Genomic DNA, 21382 nt, shown 5'->3' on the forward strand with positions numbered 1-21382 from the left:
GCGGTCATGATCCTCGACGGTGAACGGCGGCCCGTCCTCCCACGGGGGTGGAGGACGAGCCGCCGGCTCTCCTCCACCCCGTTACTACCCATTTGCACGGTTCCATACGCTGCCCTTCGCGCGGCAGCCGTCACCCGCCGCGCGTGGAGGGGGACATGGACGCCGGCGGGGCGAAGCATTCCGGCTCCCCGCCGTCGGCGAGCCTGAGGCAGACCCGGGCCCGGTAGGGCTCCTTGGTCGCCGTCATCGAGGTCACCAGATACATCTCCGTGTCCCGCTGGCTGGCGGCCTTCACCTCCTTGGTGTCGGAACCCGGCAGCAGCAGCTCCACCCGGTCGCCCAGGCGCAGGGCCGTGCCCTTGCCCCAGACGGTGCCGCACGTCCTGTTGTAACGGAGCTCGAGCCGCTGCCCGCCTGCCGTTCGGCGCTTGAGCAGCGTGACCGTCTCCGTGATGCACCCCATCTCCGTGGGGTTCGCCGCCTCGCACTGCTCGTCCCTGCAGGCGGGCTCCCACGTCTGCGGATAGGGGGAGGTGGCGGCAAGCCTGTCGGGCTGCCGGTCGCCGGACGCCGTCCACCCGCCCGTCAGGAAGAGCGTCACGGTCACGGCCACCACGACCACGGCGGCGCCGGACAGCACGTACGCCCTTCTGGCGCGGGCGAACGCCCGCCACGGGCTGTCGTCCGCTGCGTCCCTGGGCTCTTCGGCCTCCCCGGCCGACTCCGGTGCCCCGGTTGCTCGTTCGGCACCCGCGGCTGCAGGAGCCGAACCGGAACGTCCGCTCCACGCCTGCTCCGCCAGCTCCCACAAGGCCAGCAGCCGCCCGGACGGCTCGTCCGCCAGCCGGCACAGCGCGTCCACCGCCTGCCGCGGCGGCAGCTTCTTGCCGTTGAGGTAGCGCTCCCACGACGACTTGCTGTACGGGGTGCGCTCGCCGAGCGCGGCGAGGCTCAGCCCCGTGCGTTCCCTCAGTTCGCGCAACTCGGCGGCCAGCCGGGCGCACTCGACCGGAACAGGCCGTTCACCACTCACCGGCGCAGCTCCCCCCAGGTGTCCGGCCCGACGATGCCGTCGACCACCAGGCCGCGGTCCTTCTGGAAGGCCTGGGCGGCCTTCTTGGACCGCTCGCCGTAGGAGCCGTCGGGGATGCCGGGGTCGAAGCCGTGGTGCTTCAGCAGGCACTGGGCCTCGAGCACCTCCCAGCCCGAGCTCTTGAGGTCCATGAGCGTGGTGCGGGTCGCGCTGTACCCCGCGCCCAGCTGCCCGTCCCGCCGCTCCACGTCGCACGCCCGCGCACGGCCCTGCACGAAGACGAAGGGGGTCTGCGCGTTGCCGGCGGGGGCCTTGGCCTTGTCCCCGGCCCCGTCGTCCTGCCACGGCTTGGTGACCAGCAGCACCGCGACCAGGGCGGCCGACAGCGCGACGACGGCCCCGGCGAGCACCCAGGTCGTCAGCCGGGCCCGCTCCCGGACGGGCTCGTCCGGGCCATCCGGGCGGTCCGGCTCGTCCTCGCCCACCCCGTCGGCCATGTCGTCGCCCAGGTCGTCGTGGTCGCCGAAACCGTTCTCCTCCGGCCATGCCTCGGCCGCGACCTCGTGGAGCACCAGCAGCCGGGTGGTGTCGCCGCCGCACACCCGCGCGAGCTCCTCGACGGCCTCGCGCGGCGGCAGCTGCTTACCGTTGAGGTACCGCTCCCAGGACGAACGGCTGTAGGAGGTCTTGGCCGCCAGTGAGGCCAGGCTCAGCCCACTGCGGTCCTTCAGTCTTCGGAGCTGTACGACCAACTGCCGCACTCGCTCGTCGAGCGATGCGGGTAATTCCTTCCAACGCGGCATGTTCCACCCCATACGCGTCACAAAGCCCGTGAGGCGGCGAGCCTCCTATGCCGCACATGATGGCGAGGCACGCCCACCGGTTCCGCTCGCCGCGGGCGGCGACCGCGACTTCCGGCCACCGCCGGTGCGGGCACGCCGTCCCACGACGTCGTCGTGGGACCCGCCGTCTCCGCAGGTCACGGGGTGGGACGTCCCAGCTTGACCCAACTCCCGGGGATTGCCTGGCGGATGCAGAAGTGGCGCATCAGAGTCAGTCCTGCAAGCCGGGCGGCGACGCGGTCCACCCCGCGTCGCCGGCCGTCACCACAACGGGGAGGAACCGAACCCATGAACATTCGCAGGAGCGTCGTCGCCGCGACCGCGACCGTCATGCTGGGCAGCGGGCTCGCGATGGCGGCCCCGGCCACGGCGGCCCCGGCGGCCCCGGCCGCGGACAGCGTCTCGGCCCAGGTCCAGGACAGCTGGACCAAGGTCTGGCAGTCCACCATCTCCGGCGACTACATGGCGTCGCACGGCAAGTGGTACTCGCAGGGCTACAAGCAGCCCAACGGGAGCAGGATGGCCCGGGGCGTCTTCACCTGCTGGGGCGGCGGCGAGGCCACGCTGACGGTCTGGAACATGGACACGGGCAAGAAGGGCAAGAAGACGCACCGGTGCGACGGTGTCCGGCACCACACGCCGGTCGTCGGCTACCAGAACGGCGAGACCGTCAAGCTCCTTCTGAAGGGCAAGAAGAAGACCAGGGTGGAGGCGTGGGCCGGCCGCTGAGAGCCCGGCCTCGCGGCCGCCGCTGAGCGGCCGTGACACCCCGGCGGCCCGTCCTCTCACGGGGGAGAGGACGGGCCGCCGTCACGCGCGCGTGGCCGCGCGAACGGTCACACGTACGCGGCCGCGAACGGTCACGCGTACGCGGCCGCGAACGGTCACACCGGCGCGGCCATCTCCCGTTCCAGGCCGGCCTCCAGCGCCTCCAGGAACTGCTCCGTCGTCAGCCACGGCTCGTCCGGGCTGACCAGGACCGCCAGGTCCTTCGTCATCCGGCCGCTCTCCACCGTCGCGACGCACACCTTCTCCAGCGTCTCGGCGAAGCGGACCACCTCGGGCGTGCCGTCCAGCCTGCCGCGGTGGGACAGGGCCCGGGTCCAGGCGAAGACGGAGGCGATCGGGTTGGTGGAGGTCTCCTTGCCCTGCTGGTGGCGGCGGTAGTGGCGGGTGACCGTGCCGTGCGCGGCCTCCGCCTCGACCGTGCGGCCGTCCGGGCTCATCAGGACGGACGTCATCAGCCCCAGCGAGCCGAAGCCCTGCGCCACGATGTCGGACTGGACGTCGCCGTCGTAGTTCTTGCAGGCCCAGACGTAGCCGCCGGGCCACTTCAGCGCCGCCGCGACCATGTCGTCGATCAGGCGGTGCTCGTACGTCAGGCCCCTCGCCTCGAACTGCGCCCTGAACTCGGCGTCGAAGACCTCCTGGAAGAGGTCCTTGAACCGGCCGTCGTACTTCTTGAGGATCGTGTTCTTGGTGGACATGTAGACGGGGTAGTCCCGCGACAGCCCGTACCGGAACGAGGCGCGCGCGAAGTCGCGGATCGACTCGTCCAGGTTGTACATCGCCAGCGCGACCCCGGGGCCCGGGAACTCGTACACCTCGAGCTCGACCGGCTCCGGGCCGTCCTTCGGGGTGAAGGTCATGGTGAGGGTGCCCGGACCGGGGACCTTGAGGTCGGTCGCGCGGTACTGGTCGCCGAAGGCGTGGCGGCCGACGACGATCGGCTCGGTCCAGCCCGGGACCAGGCGCGGCACATTGCGCATGATGATCGGCTCGCGGAAGATCACCCCGCCGAGGATGTTGCGGATGGTGCCGTTGGGCGAGCGGTACATCGCCTTGAGGCCGAACTCCTCGACCCGCGCCTCGTCCGGGGTGATCGTCGCGCACTTCACCCCCACGCCGTACCGCTGGATGGCGTGGGCGGCGTCGACCGTCACCTGGTCGCCCGTGGCGTCACGGTGCTCGATGCCCAGATCGAAGTACTTCAGTTCGACGTCGAGGTACGGCAGGACCAGCCTGTCCCTGATGACCTGCCAGATGATGCGGGTCATCTCGTCGCCGTCGAGCTCCACGACGGGGCTGGCAACCTTGATCTTGGTCATGGGCCGGAACGTCCCTCCGCGCTGGGGTCTCCCGCCGGGAGACAGGGCGCCGCCCCCGGCCCGCGGGACGGCACCCCCACGGGACGGGGAAGGATCATCTCGCCGTCAAGGTACTCGACGGCCGACGCCCCGGCGGGGCGGCCGGACGCGCCCGTCCGGGCGTCACCGCACGCGTCACTGCACGGTGAAGTGCAGGACGTCGTCCAGGAACGGGATCTTCAGCCACGCGTGCGGTTGCGCCATCAGGGCGAGGAGGACAATCGCCGCCCCCAGCCCGCCGTACGTGAAGATGTCCGTGAAGCGGGACCGCACGGCCAGCATGCCCACGTCCGGCAGCGCCCAGCGCAGCACCGCCCCGCCGATCATGGCCAGCCCGATCAGGAGCGTGCCCACCCGGAACGCGTCGAAGGCGACGACCAGCAGGCCCAGGCCCGTGACGCCCAGCACCGCCAGCAGCGGCCACTGGCGCGCCGGCGCCGGGGCGTCCCCGGGCGCGGCCCGCCCGCCGCCTTCGGGGCGGGCGGTGTCCCGGGTGACCTGCGGGGGGCGGCGCGACGACCGGCCGGGCTTACCGGCTTCCGGCTCGGACGTCCTACCGGCCTCCGGCTCGGATCCCGGCTCGGATGCCATATCGGCTTCCGGCCCGGACGCCTTACCGGCTTCCCGCCCGGCGTGCGGCCCGTCCGGCCCGTCCGGCCTGTCCGGCCCGTCCGGGCCGCCCGGCTCCACGGGCGACTCAGCCGGCATCGGCGATTCCGGCTGCGCGCTCGGCGGCCTCGACCACGTTGACCAGCAGCAGCGCCCGGGTCATGGGGCCCACGCCGCCCGGGTTCGGGGAGATCCAGCCCGCGACCTTGGCCACGGCCGGGTCGACATCGCCCATGATCTTGCCCTCGCCGTCACGGCTGACGCCGACGTCCAGGACGGCCGCGCCCGGCTTGACGTCCTCCGGCTTGATCAGGTGCCCGACACCGGCCGCCGCGACGACGATGTCGGCCTGGCGCAGCTGCGCCGAGAGGTCACGGGTGCCGGTGTGGCAGAGGGTGACCGTGGCGTTCTCGGTCTTGCGGGTCAGCAGCAGGCCGATCGAGCGGCCGACGGTGATGCCGCGGCCGACGACCACGACGTGCTTGCCGTTGAGCTCCACGCCGTGGCGGCGCAGCAGCTCGATGATGCCGTTGGGGGTGCAGGGCAGCGGGCCGGTCTCGTTCAGCACCAGGCGGCCCAGGCTCATCGGGTGCAGACCGTCGGCGTCCTTGGCCGGATCCATCAGCTCCAGGACGCGGTTGGTGTCGATGCCCTTGGGGAGCGGGAGTTGGACGATGTAGCCGGTGCAGTCGGGGTTGTCGTTGAGCTCGCGGACGACCGCCTCGATCTCCTCCTGCGTGGCGGTCTCCGGCAGCTCGCGCTGGATCGAGCCGATGCCGACCTCGGCGCAGTCACGGTGCTTTCCGGCCACGTACCACTTGCTGCCGGGGTCTTCGCCGACGAGGAGGGTGCCGAGGCCCGGCGTGACGCCCTTGGCCTTCAGCGCCTCCACGCGGGTGGTGAGTTCGGACTTGATCGCGGCCGCGGTGGCCTTGCCATCGAGAATCTGGGCGGTCATGTGCCCATCCTCGCGGATGGGGCGGTGTTGGTTCCACTCAGGTCACGCGCTCACGTTCCTGAACGCCCGGCACGGTCGTACGACGGTATGCCTACGATGACCGCCGCAGAGATCGCGCCACGCCGCCGAAGGAACCATGTGATCATTCCGCCCCCGAACCAGCCCGGCCAGTACCCGTCCTACCCGTCCCAGCCGCAGCAGCCCTACGGCTACGGATACGGCCCCGGCCAGGGCCCGTACGCCATGCAGGACCCGTACGCCGCCCCGCAGCGGCCGCCGCTGGCGGAGTGGGGCGCGCGGGTGTGCGCCAACCTCGTCGACGGGCTGATCGGCGCGGCCGTCCCGATCGTCGGGTTCATCGTCGCCGGCGTCATGATGGCGATGGCGACGGACTGCAGCCCGAGCGGCCTGTGCCAGCGCGACGAGGGCCTGGACGCGGCCGCGTCGGTCGTCTGGATCCTCTCCGTGGTCGCCGCGGTCGCCGCCCAGGTGTGGATCATGTACGCGCAGGGCAGGACAGGTCAGTCGCCCGGCAAGAAGGCGCTGCACATCGCCGTGCTCCGGGAGCGCGACGGCATGCCGATCGGCTTCTGGATGACGTTCGTGCGCAACCTCTGCCACTTCTTCGACGGCATCACCCTCTACCTCGGGTACCTGTGGCCGCTGTGGGACCGGAAGCATCAGACGTTCGCCGACAAGATGGTCGGCACGGTGGTCGTCCGGACCCGCTGACCGCGCGTGCCGCCCGCCGCGGAGGCCGCGCCCCGGGGAGTTCCCGGGGCGCGGCCTCCGTGTTCGTCTGCCGTGTTCGTCTGCAGAAGAAGAACCCGTCAGTGGAAGAAGTGGCGCGTGCCGGTGAAGTACATCGTCACGCCCGCCGCCTTCGCGGCCTCCACGACCTGCTCGTCACGGACCGAACCGCCCGGCTGGGCCACGGCCTTGATGCCGGCCGCCGTCAGCACCTCGAGCCCGTCCGGGAAGGGGAAGAAGGCGTCCGAGGCCGCGTACGAGCCGCGGGCGCGCTCCTCGCCCGCACGCTGGACGGCCAGCTTCGCGGAGTCGACGCGGTTGACCTGGCCCATGCCCACGCCGACCGTCGCGCCGTCCTTGGCCAGCAGGATGGCGTTGGACTTCACCGCGCGGCAGGCCCGCCAGGCGAAGGCCAGCTCGGCCAGCTCGTCGGCGGACAGCGCCTCGCCCGTGGCCAGCGTCCAGTTGGCCGGGTCGTCGCCCTCGGCCTGCAGGCGGTCGCGCTCCTGCAGCAGCATGCCGCCCTCGATCGGACGGGCCTCCATCGGCTGCTGGGGGGCGTCGGGGCAGCGCAGCACGCGGATGTTCTTCTTGCGCGCCAGCACCTCGACGGCGCCGTCCTCGTAGGCGGGGGCGACGATGACCTCGGTGAAGATCTCGGCGACCTGCTCGGCCATCGCCACCGACACCGGGCGGTTGACGGCGATCACGCCGCCGAACGCGGACAGCGGGTCGCAGGCGTGCGCCTTGCGGTGCGCCTCGGCGACGTCCGCGCCGACCGCGATGCCGCACGGGTTGGCGTGCTTGATGATCGCGACACAGGGCAGGTCGCCGTGGTCGTGCGCGGCACGGCGGGCGGCCTCGGTGTCGACGTAGTTGTTGTAGGACATCTCCTTGCCGTGCAGCTGCTCGGCGTCGGCGAGGCCGCCGCCCCCGCTGACGTACAGCGCGGCGGGCTGGTGCGGGTTCTCGCCGTAGCGCAGCACGTTCCTGCGCTCGTAGGTGGCGCCCGCGAAGGCCGGGAAGCCCTGGCCCTCCTCGTCGGCCGCGTAGCCGGCCGCGAACCAGTTCGCGACCGCGACGTCGTAGGCGGCCGTGTGCCGGAACGCCTCGGCGGCCAAGCCCTTGCGGGCGGCGAGGTCGAAGCCGCCGTCGGCGACGGCCTTGAGCACGTCGTCGTAGCGCTCGGGGTTGACGATCACCGCGACGGAGGGGTGGTTCTTGGCCGCGGCGCGGACCATCGAGGGGCCGCCGATGTCGATCTGCTCGACGCACTCGTCGGGCGTGGCACCCGAGGCGACGGTCTCCCGGAACGGGTAGAGGTTGACGACCACCAGCTCGAACGGCTGCACGCCCAGCCCGTCGAGCTGCTCGCGGTGCGCCTCGAGGCGCTGGTCGGCGAGGATGCCCGCGTGCACGCGCGGGTGCAGGGTCTTCACCCGGCCGTCCAGGCACTCGGGGAAGCCGGTCAGCTCCTCGACCTTGGTGACCGGGACGCCGGCGGCGGCGATCCGGGCGGCCGTCGAGCCGGTCGAGACGAGCTCGACGCCGGCGTCGTGCAGGCCGCGGGCCAGCTCCTCCAGGCCGGTCTTGTCGTAGACGCTGACCAGCGCCCGGCGGATGGGCCGCTTCATGGCCTCGGCGGCCTGGGCAGCCTCGGCGGCCTGGGCGGTCGTACCTGTGGCGGTCGTACCTGCGGCGGTACCTTCGGCGGTCACGAGATCCGTACCTTTCGTCCCTCAATGCGATAGCCGTGCCGGGCCAGACGCCCCACGACTTCGACGAGCAGCTGTCGCTCGACTTCCTTGATCCGCTCATGGAGAGCGGCTTCGTCGTCCTCGTCCCCGATCTCGACCACGCCCTGGGCGATGATCGGGCCGGTGTCGACGCCTTCGTCGACGAAGTGGACGGTGCACCCGGTCACCTTCACGCCGTACGCGAGCGCGTCGCGTACGCCGTGGGCACCGGGAAAGCTGGGGAGCAGGGCGGGGTGCGTATTGACGATCCGCCCGCCGTAGCGCGCGAGGAATCGCTTCCCCACGATCTTCATGAAGCCCGCGGAGACCACGAGGTCCGGCTCGTACGCGTCCGTGGCCTCGGTCAGCGCCTGGTCCCAGGCGTCGCGCGTGGGGTGGTCCTGCACCCGGCAGACGAAGGTCGGCAGCCCGGCGCGCTCGGCGCGCTCGAGGCCGGCGATACCGCTCCGGTCGGCGCCGACGGCCACGACACGGGCTCCGTAGCCGTCCGGGTCGGCGGCGATGGCGTCCAGCAGGGCCTGCAGGTTCGTACCCGAACCCGAGACGAGCACGACGATGCGGGCGGGGGCAGCCACAGCAGGGCCCTTTCTCGCGGGTGGCGCGGTTTGTATGGTCGTACGAGACCGAAGGGTCGCCGAATACGGGGGACTCTACGAAGCCGCCGACCGCCAGCAACGATACCGGCACACGTCACCGCCCCCACGGGACGGGGGCGGGCCCGGAAGGTAGCGTCGGGAACCGGACCCGGCGGGCGGCGCGGGAAAACCGGGCGCGGCGCCGTACGCTCGAGGTGCAGGACGACGAACCAAGGGGAAGACACACTCCACATGCCGGACCGACGCCGCCACGCGGCTCACCGCCCTTCGCTGCCCGCCACCGCCGTCGTGGTGCGCGAGCGCCAGTCGCCGCCGTCCGCCGCCCCGGAGGAGCGGGACAACCCCTTCGCGGCGCCGCCCAAGGGGCAGCCGGACCGGCCCTGGCAGCCGCGGACGCCCTCCGGCGGCGGAGAAGGTGACGGCGAGGGCGGTCCCGGTCCCGGCCAGGGCGGCGACCAGCGGCCGGTGTGGGGCAGCCAGTGGAGCAGCCGGCAGCCGGGCCGCCAGGACGGCGGCTGGGGCGGCGGCCAGGGCGGCGGCGGAGGCCAGGGCCCCGGCGGCGGCCCCGGAGGCGGGCTCCGCTGGGATCCCACGGATCCGGCGCAGCGCCGTGCCCGCTATGCCCTGCTCGCGGGCATGTGGGGGTTCTTCTTCGCCCTCTTCAGCATTCCCCAGGTGGCGCTGCTGCTGGGCGCGCTCTCCCTCTACTGGGGCGTCAGCTCCCTGCGCGCCAAGCCCAAGCCGCGCGACCCGGACTCCCCCGCCCCGGCGGCCACCCCTGCGGGCGGCTTCCGCCCGCAGACCACGGCGGCGGTGAGCGGCCTGGTCACGGGCGGCCTCGCGCTGGCCATCGTCGCGGCCACGTTCGCCTTCCACCTCGTCTACCGCGAGTACTACACGTGCGTGGACGACGCCCTGACCCAGACCTCACGGCAGGCGTGCGAGAACCACCTGCCGAAGCAGCTCCGTCCGCTGCTGGGCAACCAGGACTGAGGGGCGGGCCGGCCGCGCCGGCCGGGGGCCGGGGGGCCGGGGCGGACGGGCAGGTGTGCTGGGCGGGCCTACGGGCGGACCGTCAGGCGTACGGACGTGCGGGCCTGCCGGCGTGCCGGCGTGCGTCCGCACGCGGCGGGACGCAGCCGAGCGAGCGGCTCCGGCGGAGCGGGCAGACCCGGCGGCCGGGGAACATGCGGCTCCGGCTGGACGGCCGGGGCCCGGCGGAGCGTACGGCTTCGCCGGGACAGCCGGGGCCCGGCGGAGCGGTATGGCTCCGGAACGGCCCAGGGCCCGGCAGAGCGTACGCCTCCGGAACGGCCAAGGCCCGGCCGGCCGTACGGCTCCGGAACGGCCAGGGCCCGGCCGTACGGCTCCGAAGCAGCCAAGGCCCAGCGGGCCGTACGGATCCGGAACGGCCAAGGCCCGGCCGGCCGTACGGCTCCGGAACGGCCAAGGCCCGGCAGGCCGTACGCCTCCGGAACGGCCGGGGCCCGGCGGGCCGTACGGCTCCGAAGCGGCCAAGGCCCGGCCGGCCGTACGCCTCCGGAACGGCCAAGGCCCGGCCGTACGGCTCCGAAGCAGCCAAGGCCCAGCGGGCCGTACGGATCCGGAACGGCCAAGGCCCGGCCGGCCGTACGGCTCCGGAACGGCCAAGGCCCGGCAGGCCGTACGCCTCCGGAACGGCCGGGGCCCGGCGGGCCGTACGGCTCCGAAGCGGCCAAGGCCCGGCCGGCCGTACGCCTCCGGAACGGCCGGGGCCCGGCGGGCCGTACGGCTCCGGAACGGCCAAGGCCCGGCCGGCCGTACGGCTCCGAAGCGGCCAGGGCCCAGCGGGCCGTACGGCTCGGAAACGGCCAGGGCGGCGAGCCCTCAGCGGTCGTCCCTTGCCGGCAGGGTCAGGTCCCGTGGGACGAAGTCCGGCATGAGGCCGCCCCCGGAGTCCTTCAGCGCCGCCCACCGCACCCGGCGGGACGCCGCGTCGTGCCACGCCGGCACCGGCGCCTCGGCGAACGCCGCTCGGGCGGGGCGGCTCGAGGAGCGGGGCTTGCGCCGCGCGCCCTTGCGCCGCCGCGGCTTCCACCAGCGGCGGCGGCCACCGCGGCGCGGCGTCGCCGCCGACGCCTCCGGCTCGCGCTCGCTGTGCGGCGCCGGCATCACGGGCAGCGTCTCCGGTTCGTAGGCCACGGGCTCCGGCGGCAGCGCGGGCGCCCCGCCCACGCCGAAGCCGAACCACGCCGCCACCGCCCGCCACCAGGACCGCGACGGCTCGTGGTGACCCGGCTGCTCCGCACCGGTCCCGGCGGAAGCCGCGGCCTCGGACGGGACGCCGGGCGCGGACGACGCGGCATGCGCGGTCGGCGCAGTCGGTGCGGTCGTGGCGGTCGTGGCGGCTGCAGCGGCCGGTGCGTCAGGCACTTCCGCCGCGGCCGGCGACGCCGACTCCGCCGGCGGTCCCACCGCCAGCCCCAGCAACTCCCCCACCCGCCGCCACCCCGTGAGCCCCGACCCCTCGCGCACCGTCGCTCCCAGCCGCCACCGCACCAGCATCGCGCCCGGCAGCCCCACCGCGGCCGTGCAGGCCGCCGCGGCCGCGCCGGTGCGCCACCAGCGCGGGCCGAAGCCCGCGAGCGCGGCGTTGCCGAGTGGCCCGGAGGCCGCGTACGCGAGCACCGTCATCACCACCCCGCACAGCAGCGCCCCCAGCACCGCCGTCACCGCCGAGTCCAGCCAGCCCGGCAGCGGGGCGGAGTCGTCGCCGGGCCGTCGGCGCACGGAGGCGAAGGCCACCGCGACGCCCGCCGAGGCCGCCAGCGCCGCCCCGGCCGCCAGCACGAACGGGCCCGCCTCGCCGGGCGACGGCACAGCCGCCAGCAGCGGGAAGCGCGGCACCAGAGGCAGGCCGGGTGCCGCCACGAGCGGCGCGACGACGCTGCCCGCGCCGACGGTGAAGCCGGGCCCGAGCCCGTACGCCACGGCCCAGATCATGGCGTTGGGCAGCAGGGCGGCGCTCAGCAGCCCGACCGCGATCCGGCCCGACCAGCGCGGTGCCAGCTGGGTGAACGCATCCTCGGCCACGCCCGCGTGCAGGGCCAGTGACACCGCGACCAGCAGTGCGCCGCCGCCGAGCAGCACGACGGTCGCCGCGGCGGCGGCCCGTACGACGCCCGCCAGGTGGGCGCCGGTGAACCAGCGCCGGACGGCCTCCGGCACCGCCCGTTGCACGGACGGCGGCGCGGGCAGCCCGGGGCGTCCGGCCGCCGTCCACACCCCGGCCGCGATGAAGGCGCCCGCGACCAGCGGCAGATACAGCAGCACGCTCAGCGGCGCCGGCCGCACCGGCGCCGACCACGCGTACAGCACGGCCGCCAGGGCCACGAGCAGGTAGCCGCCGAGCATGGCGGTGAACGCGGTGCGCGGCGCGGGCCCCGGATCGTCGGGCGGCGCCCCCTCGGCGGGCTCGAGCGCGTGCCGGGCGGCGCGGTAGAGCAGGGTGCACGGCACCAGGGTGAACAGCAGGGGCGTCAGGCCGATGGGGACGGGCTCACCGGTGACCGCGTCGTCGCGCACGAGGTCGGCGCCGTGGGCCAGCAGCCAGAGGTCGGCCGCCACGCGCAGCGCGCTGGCGGGGCCGCCGTCCGGGTACGGGGAGGTGATCCACAGCGCCAGCACGACCATGGCGAAGGCGCCCAGCCCCAGACCCGCGGCGAGCATCCCGCCGAAGAACACCGTGCTCGTCGCGGACGGCCCGCTCACCGCGGGCCGCTCGCGCGACGGCGACAACGGCGAGGGCGGGGGCGACGACGACGGCGAAGACGGCGACGACGGGCCGTGATCGGCGTAGTGGCTCACGGGGCCATGCTGCCAAGAACGTGGCTTTTGTGTGGGGAGTTGTCACATGCCCGTCGTGTCGTTTGCGCCGGATGTATGCGCTTGTGCACCTGTACGGGCGTGTGGGCCCGCGGCCCCGCGCAGGCGGACAGCGGCGCGACGCCCGCGGGATACGGGCGTGGGCCCGCACCCCGAAGGGTGCGGGCCCACGTCGTGGAGCCTTGGCATCCGCCTGAGGTGGCGTCAGCCGGCCAGCGCGGCGCGCGCGAGGCGGGCGGTCTCGGACGGGGTCTTGCCGACCTTCACGCCCGCGGCCTCCAGGGCCTCCTTCTTCGCCTGGGCGGTGCCGGACGAGCCGGACACGATGGCGCCGGCGTGGCCCATCGTCTTGCCCTCGGGCGCGGTGAAGCCGGCCACGTAGCCGACGACCGGCTTGGTGACGTTGGCCTTGATGAAGTCCGCGGCCCGCTCCTCGGCGTCGCCGCCGATCTCGCCGATCATGACGATCAGGTCGGTGTCGGGGTCGGCCTCGAACGCGGCCAGGGCGTCGATGTGCGTGGTGCCGATGACCGGGTCGCCACCGATGCCGACGGCGGAGGAGAAGCCGATGTCACGCAGCTCGTACATCATCTGGTAGGTCAGCGTGCCCGACTTGGACACCAGACCGATGCGGCCGGGCTTGGTGATGTCGCCCGGGATGATGCCGGCGTTGGACTGGCCCGGGGTGATCAGACCGGGGCAGTTCGGGCCGATGATGCGGGTCTTGTTGCCCTTGGACTTGGCGTACGCCCAGAAGGCGGCCGAGTCGTGGACGGCGATGCCCTCGGTGATCACGACGGCCAGGCCGATGCCGGCGTCGATGGCCTCGACCACGGCGGCCTTGGCGAAGGCCGGCGGCACGAAGACGACGGTGACGTCGGCGCCGGTCTTCTCCATCGCCTCGGCGACGGAGCCGAAGACCGGGACGGCCGTGCCGTCGAAGTCGACCTCGGTGCCGGCCTTGCGCGGGTTCACGCCGCCGACGATGTTGGTGCCGTCACCCAGCATGAGCTTGGTGTGCTTCATGCCCGTGGCACCGGTCATCCCCTGGACGATGACCTTGCTGTCCTTGGTGAGGAAGATAGCCATGGTTGTGGAGTCCTCGTCCCTTACTTAGCCGCAGCCAGCTCGGCGGCCTTGTCGGCCGCGCCGTCCATGGTGTCCACGCGCTGCACCAGCGGGTGGTTGGCGTCGGACAGGATCTTGCGACCCAGCTCCGCGTTGTTGCCGTCGAGGCGCACGACCAGCGGCTTGGTGACGTCCTCGCCCTTGTTCTTGAGCAGCTCGAGGGCCTGGACGATGCCCTTGGCGACCTCGTCGCACGCGGTGATGCCACCGAAGACGTTGACGAAGACGGACTTGACGTCCGGGTCGCCGAGGATGATCTCGAGACCGTTGGCCATGACCTCGGCGGAGGCGCCGCCACCGATGTCGAGGAAGTTGGCGGGCTTGACGCCGCCGTGGTTCTCACCGGCGTAGGCGACGACGTCGAGGGTCGACATGACCAGACCCGCGCCGTTGCCGATGATGCCGACCTGGCCCTCGAGCTTGACGTAGTTCAGGCCCTTGGCCTTGGCGGCCGCCTCGAGCGGGTTGGCCGCGGCCTTGTCCTCGAGCGCCTCGTGCTCCGGCTGGCGGAAGTCGGCGTTCTCGTCGAGCGAGACCTTGCCGTCGAGGGCGATGACGTCGCCATTGGCGACCTTGGCGAGCGGGTTGACCTCGACGAGGAGCGCGTCCTCGGCGACGAAGGTCTTCCACAGGGTCACCATGACCTCGGCGACCTTCTCGGCGACCTCGGCCGGGAACTTCGCCTGGGCGACGATCTCGCGGGCCTTCTCGATGGTGACGCCCTCGTTGGCGTCGACCGGCACCTTGGCGAGCTTCTCGGGGGTCGTCGCGGCGACCTCCTCGATGTCCATGCCACCGGCGACGGAGGCCATGGCCAGGAAGGTGCGGTTGGTGCGGTCGAGGAGGTACGAGACGTAGTACTCCTCGAGAATCTCCGGAGCGGTCTCGGCGATCATCACCTTGTGGACCGTGTGGCCCTTGATGTCCATGCCGAGGATGTCCGTCGCGCGGGCGACGGCCTCGTCCGGGGTGCCGGCCAGCTTCACGCCACCGGCCTTGCCACGGCCACCGACCTTGACCTGGGCCTTGACGACCGACTTGCCGCCGAGACGCTCGGTCGCGGCGCGCGCCCCCTCAGGCGTGTCGATGACTTCACCGGCCAGCACCGGTACACCGTGCTTGGCGAAGAGGTCCCTCGCCTGGTACTCGAACAGGTCCACGCGCGTCCGTCCCTTTTCCATGGATATCGCGGTTCGTTGTCTGCGCGGGCGTGCCGCGGGGCGGCGTGAGGACGCGATCTCCGCAGAGGTCCGGGGGTAGTCCCCCGGGATAGCACGGGCGAGGGCGGCACACGTTCACCGTTGACGCGGCATGTCCGTCTCGCAGGTTATCCCCGTGGGAGGGAGGTCCCTAAATCGCAGGTCACACTCTGGCCGTGATTACGCTCACAGAACGGGTCACGATCCGCTACCGGGCCCGTACGCTCCCGGGCGCCCGGCGGCGGGTCAGGCCGCCGCGTCGGGCACCGGCAGCGGGCGCTTCTCGAGGGCGGCCGCCATCACCTCGGGGAAGAGGTCCGGGGTGCAGGCGAAGGCGGGCGCGCCGAGGGCGGCCAGCGCCGCCGCGTGCTCCCGGTCGTAGGCCGGAGCGCCCTCGTCCGACAGGGCGAGCAGGGTCACGAACTGCACCCCGGACGCCTTCATCGCGGCGACCCGCTTGAGCATTTCGTCGCGTATCCCGCCCTCGTACAGATCACTGATGAGGACGACAACGGTCTCGGCCGGCCGGGTGATGCGGGACTGGCAGTAGGCGAGCGCGCGGTTGATGTCCGTGCCGCCGCCGAGCTGGGTGCCGAAGAGCACGTCGACCGGGTCGGTCAGCTGGTCGGTGAGGTCCACGACGGCGGTGTCGAAGACCACCAGCCGGGTCCGCAGGGCCTGCATGGAGGCCAGGACCGCGCCGAAGACGGAGGCGTAGACGACGGAGGCGGCCATCGACCCGGACTGGTCGATGCACAGGATCACCTCCTTCTTCACCGCCTGGGAGGCGCGCCCGTAGCCGATCAGGCGCTCGGGGACGACCGTGCGGTATTCGGGCAGGTAGTTCTTGAGGTTGGCCCGGATGGTGCGGTCCCAGTCGATGTCGCGGTGCCGGGGGCGGCTGACGCGCGCCGAGCGGTCCAGGGCGCCGCCGATCGTGGCCCGGGTACGGGTCGTCAGGCGCTTCTCGAGGTCCTGGACGACCTTGCGGACGACGGCCCGCGCGGTCTCCTTGGTCGTCTCGGGCATCGCCTTGTTGAGCGAGAGCAGCGTGCCGACGAGGTGGACGTCGGCCTCGACGGCCTCCAGCATCTCCGGCTCGAGCAGCAGGGCGGACAGCCCGAGCCGGTCGATGGCGTCGCGCTGCATCACCTGAACGACGGACGCCGGGAAGTACGTGCGGATGTCCCCCAGCCAGCGGGCGACGTTCGGCGCCGAGCCGCCGAGCCCGGCCCGCCGCGGGCCGGAGCGCCCGCCGCCGTCGCCCGGACGACCGGAGCCGTAGAGCGCCTCGAGGGTGCGGTCCATGGCGGCGTCGGTGCCGGCGAGCGCGCACCCGGTGCCGTCGCCGCCGCCCTCGCCGCCGAGGACCAGCCGCCAGCGGCGCAGCCGCTCGGCGGCCGGGTCGGTGGTGAGGGCGGCGGGGGGTGAGGTGGTGGATGCGGTGCCGGTCGAGCTGGTGGGTGTCATGGGTGTCGTCGTGGCCATGGTCATCGTTCCGTTCCCCCTGTGTGTGCCATGCCCAGCAGCAGGCGCATCGTCGGCAGCACGGCTGCCGCGCGTTCCTCGTCGAGGACGGCCCCGAAGCCGCCCGCCGCGCCGCCGCCCGTCGCCGTTCCCGCCGCGCCGGGACCGCCCCGGCGGATCTGTTCGCCCAGCGTGCGGCGCACTCCCGGCTCGAACGCGGCGAAGGTGCGGCGCAGCAGGGGCAGTACGTCCGTGAAGGCGCCGGCCGGGACGCCGGTCAGCCAGGTGTCGACGAGGGCGAGCAGCCGCTCGTCGTGGACGAGCAGCATGCCGCCGGAGCCTCCGCTTCCGACGAAGCCCTCGATCCAGACGGCCGCTTCGGCCGGTTCCGTGCCGGGTGAGAGGGCGAGGCCCATGAGGCGGGCGGCCTCCTCGTCGGCGAGCCGCCCGTCGTCGAGCAGCAGGCGCGCGGCCCGTCCCCGGATTCCGCCGGGCAGCCCGTCCCGTTCGGCGAGCACCTTCAGCACCGCGGCCCAGCGCTCGCGCATGCCGGGCCCGGCCGGGTCGCCCGGTTCACCGGGCGACGCGCCGGCCTCCGCCAGGAGGGCGACGGCCTGGTGCACGGCGTCCACATGAGTGCGCATCTGTGCCGCCGCGTCCGTGTCGAGGCCCGAACAGGCTGCGGGCAGGCCGACGAAGACGCGTTCGGCGAGGCCCGCGGCCACGTCCGCGAGGGCGGCGGTGTCCGTGCGGCGCACGTCGCCGTAGCGGACGGAGCGGACCAGGGCGGGCAGGGCCTGGGCGAGGTGGCCGACGTCGGAGTCGAGCGCGGCGCGGTCGGCGAGGGTGCGCATCACGACGGGCAGGGCGTCGGGGAGCCCGCCGAGCAGGCACTGCTCGGCGAGGGCGGTGACGTCGGCGAGGGCGGTGGCCCCGAGCGCCAGGGACTCCGCCTTGGCGGTGGCCGCGCCCTCCACCGTCGTGCCCCACACCCCGGCCTCGGCGAGCCGTACGGACAGCTCGGGCTCCCAGCACAGCCGCCAGGTCTCACGGAAGGTGCCGAGCCCGGCGCGCGAGCGCGTCGGCTCGCCCCAGTCGACGCCGAGCAGACGCAGCCGGTGCAGCAGCCGGCTGCGGGCGGCGTCGGTGTCCTTGCGGAGGTCGAATTCCCAGTCCTTGAAGGCGGCTTCGGGCTTGAGGCGCAGGGTGCGCTGGAGGCGGGTGAGGTCGCGCTGCAGGGGCGAGGCGGGGGCGGAGTCGGGGACCTCGCCGAGGGCGTCGCCGATGACGAGCCGGTCCTGGACGAGCGCGAGCGGCACGTCCGAGCCCTCGCACATCACCGCGCGGATCGCGTCGGTGGTCTCCCCCAGCCCGGCGAGCGGCCGGCCGCGCATCGTGGCGAGCGTGTCCGCGAGGCGGACGGCCTCGATGACGTGGGCGGAGGACACGGAGTGGTCCTCGGCGCGCAGCAGCCGCGCGACCTCGGTCATCCAGCGCTCGACGGGCCGGTCGGGGGCGCGGAAGAGGTGCCCGTACCAGCCGGGTGAGGTGATCCCGGCGCCGTAGCCGCTGCGGCGGGCCAGCCGCCGGTGGGTCCAGGGCACCCAGCCGATCTCCGTCTTGACCTTGGGCAGCCCCTTGAGGGCCTGCCGGTCGGCGGCCACGGTCCGCTTGGCGGTGAGGGCGGGGACGTGCCAGGCGCCGCAGACGACGGCGATGGCGTCCCCGAACTCGCGCCGCGCCTCGCGGAGCCGGAGCCGCATGTGTGCCTCGCGCACGGTGTCCCGCTCGGCCCCGGGGCCTGCGTCGGCGGCGTTCTCGCCGAAGGCGGCCCGCAGTTCGGCCATGGCCTCGGCGATGGCCTGGAACGGGGCGAGCGCGTCGCCGCCCGCCGGGCCGCCGGCGCGGCGGTGCTCGACGGCGTCCTCCCACCACATCTCGGGGTCGTCGTACCCGGCGGCCGCGGCGAGCGCGGCCAGCGGGTCGAGGCGGGGTGCGGCGGGCTCGTTCTCCTCGCCGTCGTCCTCCTCCGGCGCGGATTTCTCCTCCGGCGCGGCGTCGTCCCGTTCGCGCAGCGCGAGCGTGTTGGCCGCGGGCAGGTCGATGAAGCGGACCGGCACCTCGTGCTCGAGGGCCCAGCGGATGGCGGCCCACTCCGGGGAGAACTCGGCGAAGGGCCAGAACGCGGCCCAGCCGGGGTCGTCGGCGGCGTGGGCGAGCAGCGCCACGGGCGGGCGCATGCCCTCGTCCGCGGCGAGGTGGACCAGGGCGTCCGCCTCGGGCGGCCCCTCGATCAGCACCGCGGCCGGCCGGTGCTGCTCGAGCGCCGCCCGCACGGACCGGGCGGAGCCCGGCCCGTGGTGGCGGACCCCGAGCAGCACCGGGGCGGGCGCGCTCACGCCGACACCTCGCGGCAGGCGCGGTAGAAGTCCTTCCAGCCGTCGCGCTCGCGCACGACCGTCTCCAGGTACTCCTGCCAGACGACACGGTCCGCCGCCGGGTCGCGGATCACCGCGCCGAGGATGCCGGCGGCCACGTCACCGGCGCGCAGCACGCCGTCGCCGAAGTGCGCGGCGAGCGCGAGGCCGCCGGTGACGACGGAGATGGCCTCGGCCGTGGAGAGCGTGCCCGAGGGCGACTTGAGCTTGGTGCGGCCGTCGGTGGTGACGCCGTCGCGCAGCTCGCGGAAGACGGTGACGACGCGGCGGATCTCGTCGGTGCCGTCGGGCGCGGCGGGCAGGTCGAGGGAGCGTCCCAGCTGGTCGACGCGGCGGGTGACGATGTCGACCTCCGCCTCGGGGGTGGCGGGCAGCGGCAGCACCACCGTGTTGAAGCGGCGGCGCAGGGCGCTGGAGAGCTCGTTGACGCCGCGGTCGCGGTCGTTGGCGGTGGCGATCAGGTTGAATCCGCGCACGGCCTGCACCTCCTCGCCCAGTTCGGGGATGGGCAGGGTCTTCTCGGACAGGACGGTGATCAGGGTGTCCTGGACGTCGGCCGGGATGCGGGTGAGCTCCTCGACCCGGGCGGTCATGCCCTCGGCCATGGCCCGCATGACGGGGCTGGGCACGAGCGCCTCGCGGCTGGGCCCGTGGGCCAGCAGCCGGGCGTAGTTCCAGCCGTAGCGGATGGCTTCCTCCGCGGTGCCGGCCGTGCCCTGCACGAGCAGGGTGGAGTCGCCGCTGACGGCGGCGGCCAGGTGCTCGGACACCCAGGTCTTGGCGGTGCCGGGCACGCCGAGCAGGAGCAGGGCGCGGTCGGTGGCCAGGGTGGTGACGGCGACCTCGACGACTCTGCGCGGGCCGACGTACTTCGGTGTGATGACGGTGCCGTCGGGCAGGGTGCCGCCGAGCAGGTAGGTGGCGACGGCCCACGGCGACAGACGCCAACGCTCGGGCCTGGGGCGGTCGTCGGCCGCCGCCAGTGCCTTCAGCTCGTCGGCGAAGGCGTCCTCCGCGTGCGGTCGCAGGGCTTCGGTCTCGATTCCGGGCACGGTCACAAGTCCCCCTCGTCGTGCAGTTCCGGGTTACGTGGACCACCCTGCACCACCCCACTGACAATCCCGCCCGGCGGGATGAATCCGCAGGTCAGGGCGATTGTCAGTGGGGGGTCCTAACGTCGTCGGCATGAATCGCCAGGGGGAACGCTGGACGGCGGAGCAGGTGCTCGCACTGGCTCCTGACGCCGCATCACGCAAGGCGGGCGCCAAGCTCGCGGCGCCCGGCCCGTGGTCGGGCTCGGGCGCGCACACGGACGGGGACGCGAGCGCGGTCTGGGGTGAGTGCAAGGGCAGCGGCAGCAAGCCGTACCGGACGGTCGTGGATCTGACGGGGCAGGACGGTCCGGGCTTCCACTGCAGTTGCCCGAGCCGGAAGTTCCCGTGCAAACACGCGCTGGGTCTGCTGCTGTTGTGGACGGAGGGGGAGGCGTCGGTGCCGTCCTCGGCCGGTGGCCCGCCCGACTGGGCGGGGCAGTGGCTGGAGCGGCGCCGACAGCGGGTCGAACGGGCGGCGGGCGCGGGGCCCGGTGGGGGCGGGGCGCAGGCGCCGGCGGACCCGGAGGCGGCGCGCCGCCGTGCCGAGCGGCGCGCGCGGCGGATCGCCGAGGGCGCCTCGGAGTTGGAGCAGCGGCTGGCCGATCTGCTGCGGGGCGGGCTCGCGTCCGTCGAGGGGGCGGGGTACGGGCAGTGGGACGAGACAGCGGCCCGCATGGTCGACGCGCAGGCACCGGGACTGGCCGCGCGTGTACGGGAGTTGGCGTCGGTTGCGGGGGCCGGGTCCGGGGCGGGGACGGACTGGGCCTCGCGGCTGCTGGAGGAGTGCGCCCTGCTGCACACCCTCAGCCAGGGGTATCTGCGGGTGGAGCGGCTGCCGGAGGCGCTGGCCGCGACGGTCCGCACGCGGGTGGGCCTCACCTCGGACGCCGCCGGCCTGCTGGCCTCGGTCCCGCCCGTGCGGGACCACTGGCTGGTGCTGGCCCAGCGGGACAGCAACGACGGCCGCCTGGTCACGCGCCGCATCTGGCTGCACGGCAGGAGTACGGGCCGGATGGCGCTCGTCCTCTCCTATGGGGCGGCCGGGCGCGCGCCCGAACTCTCCCTGCCCGTGGGCCTCGCCCTCGACGCCGACCTCGTCTTCCACCCGGCCGCCCGCCCGCTGCGCGCGGTGCTGGGCACCCGGCACGCGGCGCCCGCGCCCAGCCCCGCCCCGCCGCCGGGCGGTGACACGGCGGCGGCGCTGGGCGCCTACGGCGAGGCGCTGCGGGACGATCCGTGGCTGGAGAGCTGGCCGGTGATGCTCTCGGCGGTCACTCCGGTGCCCGACGCCGGGGGCAGCGGCTGGCAACTGGCCGACGCGGACGGCGAGTCGGCGATACCACTCGATCTACGCGGTGGCGGCGGTGGTGACGGTATGGGGCTGTGGCAACTGACGGCCATATCCGGCGGGAGGCCGGTGCCGGTCTTCGGCGAGTGCGGCCACCGCGGCTTCACTCCGCTGACGACATGGGAGCCGGAGCCGGTCGCGCTCTGACACGC

At 73.9% G+C, this 21382-nt stretch carries 17 protein-coding genes; 4 read left to right on the forward strand and 13 right to left on the reverse strand.

Translation table 11 applies throughout. The features are described 5' to 3' along the window. Positions 1 to 130: 130 nt before the first annotated feature. Together ACIG36_RS24380 and ACIG36_RS24385 are read right to left on the reverse strand one after the other, a co-directional pair. The gene (locus tag ACIG36_RS24380) at positions 131 to 1033 is read right to left on the reverse strand and encodes a helix-turn-helix domain-containing protein (protein WP_399931558.1); all 903 of its coding nucleotides are present in this window, start codon (positions 1031 to 1033) and stop codon (positions 131 to 133) included. Continuing rightward, positions 1030 to 1836, reverse strand: coding sequence for a helix-turn-helix domain-containing protein (locus tag ACIG36_RS24385; protein ID WP_399931562.1), 807 nt, complete (start codon positions 1834 to 1836; stop codon positions 1030 to 1032). The genes ACIG36_RS24380 and ACIG36_RS24385 overlap by 4 nt, the downstream gene beginning before the upstream one ends. Before the next feature lie 327 nt (positions 1837 to 2163). Here ACIG36_RS24385 and ACIG36_RS24390 point away from each other — a divergent pair, with 327 nt between their 5' ends. Then, entirely contained in the window at positions 2164 to 2604 is a 441-nt protein-coding gene (locus ACIG36_RS24390; RefSeq protein ID WP_399931565.1) for a hypothetical protein, read from the forward strand. Positions 2605 to 2759: 155 nt separating this feature from the next. Here ACIG36_RS24390 and ACIG36_RS24395 read toward each other — a convergent pair whose 3' ends face one another. The 3 genes from ACIG36_RS24395 to ACIG36_RS24405 all read right to left on the reverse strand — a co-directional run bounded on the left by ACIG36_RS24395 (position 2760) and on the right by ACIG36_RS24405 (position 5589). Continuing rightward, positions 2760 to 3983: an NADP-dependent isocitrate dehydrogenase gene (locus ACIG36_RS24395; protein ID WP_399931568.1), complete on the reverse strand. Its 1224-nt coding sequence runs from the start codon at positions 3981 to 3983 to the stop codon at positions 2760 to 2762. Positions 3984 to 4157: 174 nt separating this feature from the next. Then, positions 4158 to 4730, reverse strand: coding sequence for a DUF3017 domain-containing protein (locus ACIG36_RS24400; protein WP_399931570.1), 573 nt, complete (start codon positions 4728 to 4730; stop codon positions 4158 to 4160). Next, on the reverse strand, positions 4720 to 5589 hold the full coding sequence (locus ACIG36_RS24405; RefSeq protein ID WP_399931571.1) for a bifunctional methylenetetrahydrofolate dehydrogenase/methenyltetrahydrofolate cyclohydrolase: 870 nt from the start codon (positions 5587 to 5589) through the stop codon (positions 4720 to 4722). Before ACIG36_RS24405 ends, ACIG36_RS24400 begins: the two co-directional genes overlap by 11 nt. A gap of 138 nt (positions 5590 to 5727) precedes the next feature. Here ACIG36_RS24405 and ACIG36_RS24410 point away from each other — a divergent pair, with 138 nt between their 5' ends. Beyond that, positions 5728 to 6321 carry an RDD family protein gene (locus ACIG36_RS24410; RefSeq protein WP_399931574.1) on the forward strand — a complete coding sequence of 198 codons (594 nt, stop codon included), beginning with the start codon at positions 5728 to 5730 and terminating at the stop codon, positions 6319 to 6321. Positions 6322 to 6419: 98 nt separating this feature from the next. Here the strand turns inward: ACIG36_RS24410 and purH are convergent, their stop codons facing one another. Together purH and purN are read right to left on the reverse strand one after the other, a co-directional pair. Further along, complete coding sequence (gene purH / locus ACIG36_RS24415; protein WP_399932296.1) at positions 6420 to 7973, reverse strand: bifunctional phosphoribosylaminoimidazolecarboxamide formyltransferase/IMP cyclohydrolase; 1554 nt, start codon at positions 7971 to 7973, stop codon at positions 6420 to 6422. Between the two features lie 80 nt (positions 7974 to 8053). Continuing rightward, positions 8054 to 8671, reverse strand: a complete 618-nt coding sequence (gene purN / locus ACIG36_RS24420) for a phosphoribosylglycinamide formyltransferase (RefSeq protein WP_399931577.1) — start codon at positions 8669 to 8671, stop codon at positions 8054 to 8056. A 252-nt stretch (positions 8672 to 8923) separates the two neighbouring features. On the opposite strand from purN, the gene ACIG36_RS24425 reads away from it, so the two are divergent. Next, positions 8924 to 9685, forward strand: coding sequence for a hypothetical protein (locus ACIG36_RS24425; protein ID WP_399931579.1), 762 nt, complete (start codon positions 8924 to 8926; stop codon positions 9683 to 9685). A gap of 873 nt (positions 9686 to 10558) precedes the next feature. Here the strand turns inward: ACIG36_RS24425 and ACIG36_RS24430 are convergent. The 6 genes from ACIG36_RS24430 to ACIG36_RS24455 form a co-directional block, all read right to left on the reverse strand. Continuing rightward, entirely contained in the window at positions 10559 to 12400 is a 1842-nt protein-coding gene (locus tag ACIG36_RS24430) for a DUF6350 family protein (RefSeq protein ID WP_399931582.1), read from the reverse strand. A gap of 360 nt (positions 12401 to 12760) precedes the next feature. After that, entirely contained in the window at positions 12761 to 13645 is an 885-nt protein-coding gene (gene sucD, locus ACIG36_RS24435) for a succinate--CoA ligase subunit alpha (RefSeq protein ID WP_190064657.1), read from the reverse strand. Positions 13646 to 13665: 20 nt separating this feature from the next. Beyond that, positions 13666 to 14844, reverse strand: coding sequence for an ADP-forming succinate--CoA ligase subunit beta (gene sucC / locus ACIG36_RS24440; protein ID WP_399931584.1), 1179 nt, complete (start codon positions 14842 to 14844; stop codon positions 13666 to 13668). 285 nt (positions 14845 to 15129) lie between these two features. Beyond that, positions 15130 to 16353: a VWA domain-containing protein gene (locus tag ACIG36_RS24445; RefSeq protein WP_399931587.1), complete on the reverse strand. Its 1224-nt coding sequence runs from the start codon at positions 16351 to 16353 to the stop codon at positions 15130 to 15132. Between the two features lie 20 nt (positions 16354 to 16373). After that, complete coding sequence (locus tag ACIG36_RS24450; protein ID WP_399931589.1) at positions 16374 to 18749, reverse strand: DUF5682 family protein; 2376 nt, start codon at positions 18747 to 18749, stop codon at positions 16374 to 16376. Next, complete coding sequence (locus tag ACIG36_RS24455) at positions 18746 to 19840, reverse strand: AAA family ATPase (protein WP_399931592.1); 1095 nt, start codon at positions 19838 to 19840, stop codon at positions 18746 to 18748. The genes ACIG36_RS24450 and ACIG36_RS24455 overlap by 4 nt, the downstream gene beginning before the upstream one ends. Positions 19841 to 19973: 133 nt before the next feature. Here ACIG36_RS24455 and ACIG36_RS24460 point away from each other — a divergent pair, with 133 nt between their 5' ends. Continuing rightward, entirely contained in the window at positions 19974 to 21377 is a 1404-nt protein-coding gene (locus ACIG36_RS24460) for an SWIM zinc finger family protein (protein WP_399931594.1), read from the forward strand. The last annotated feature ends 5 nt before the right edge of the window (positions 21378 to 21382 follow it).

The sequence above is a fragment of the Streptomyces sp. NPDC053048 genome, assembly GCF_044547045.1.
Taxonomy (GTDB): Bacteria; Actinomycetota; Actinomycetes; order Streptomycetales; family Streptomycetaceae; genus Streptomyces.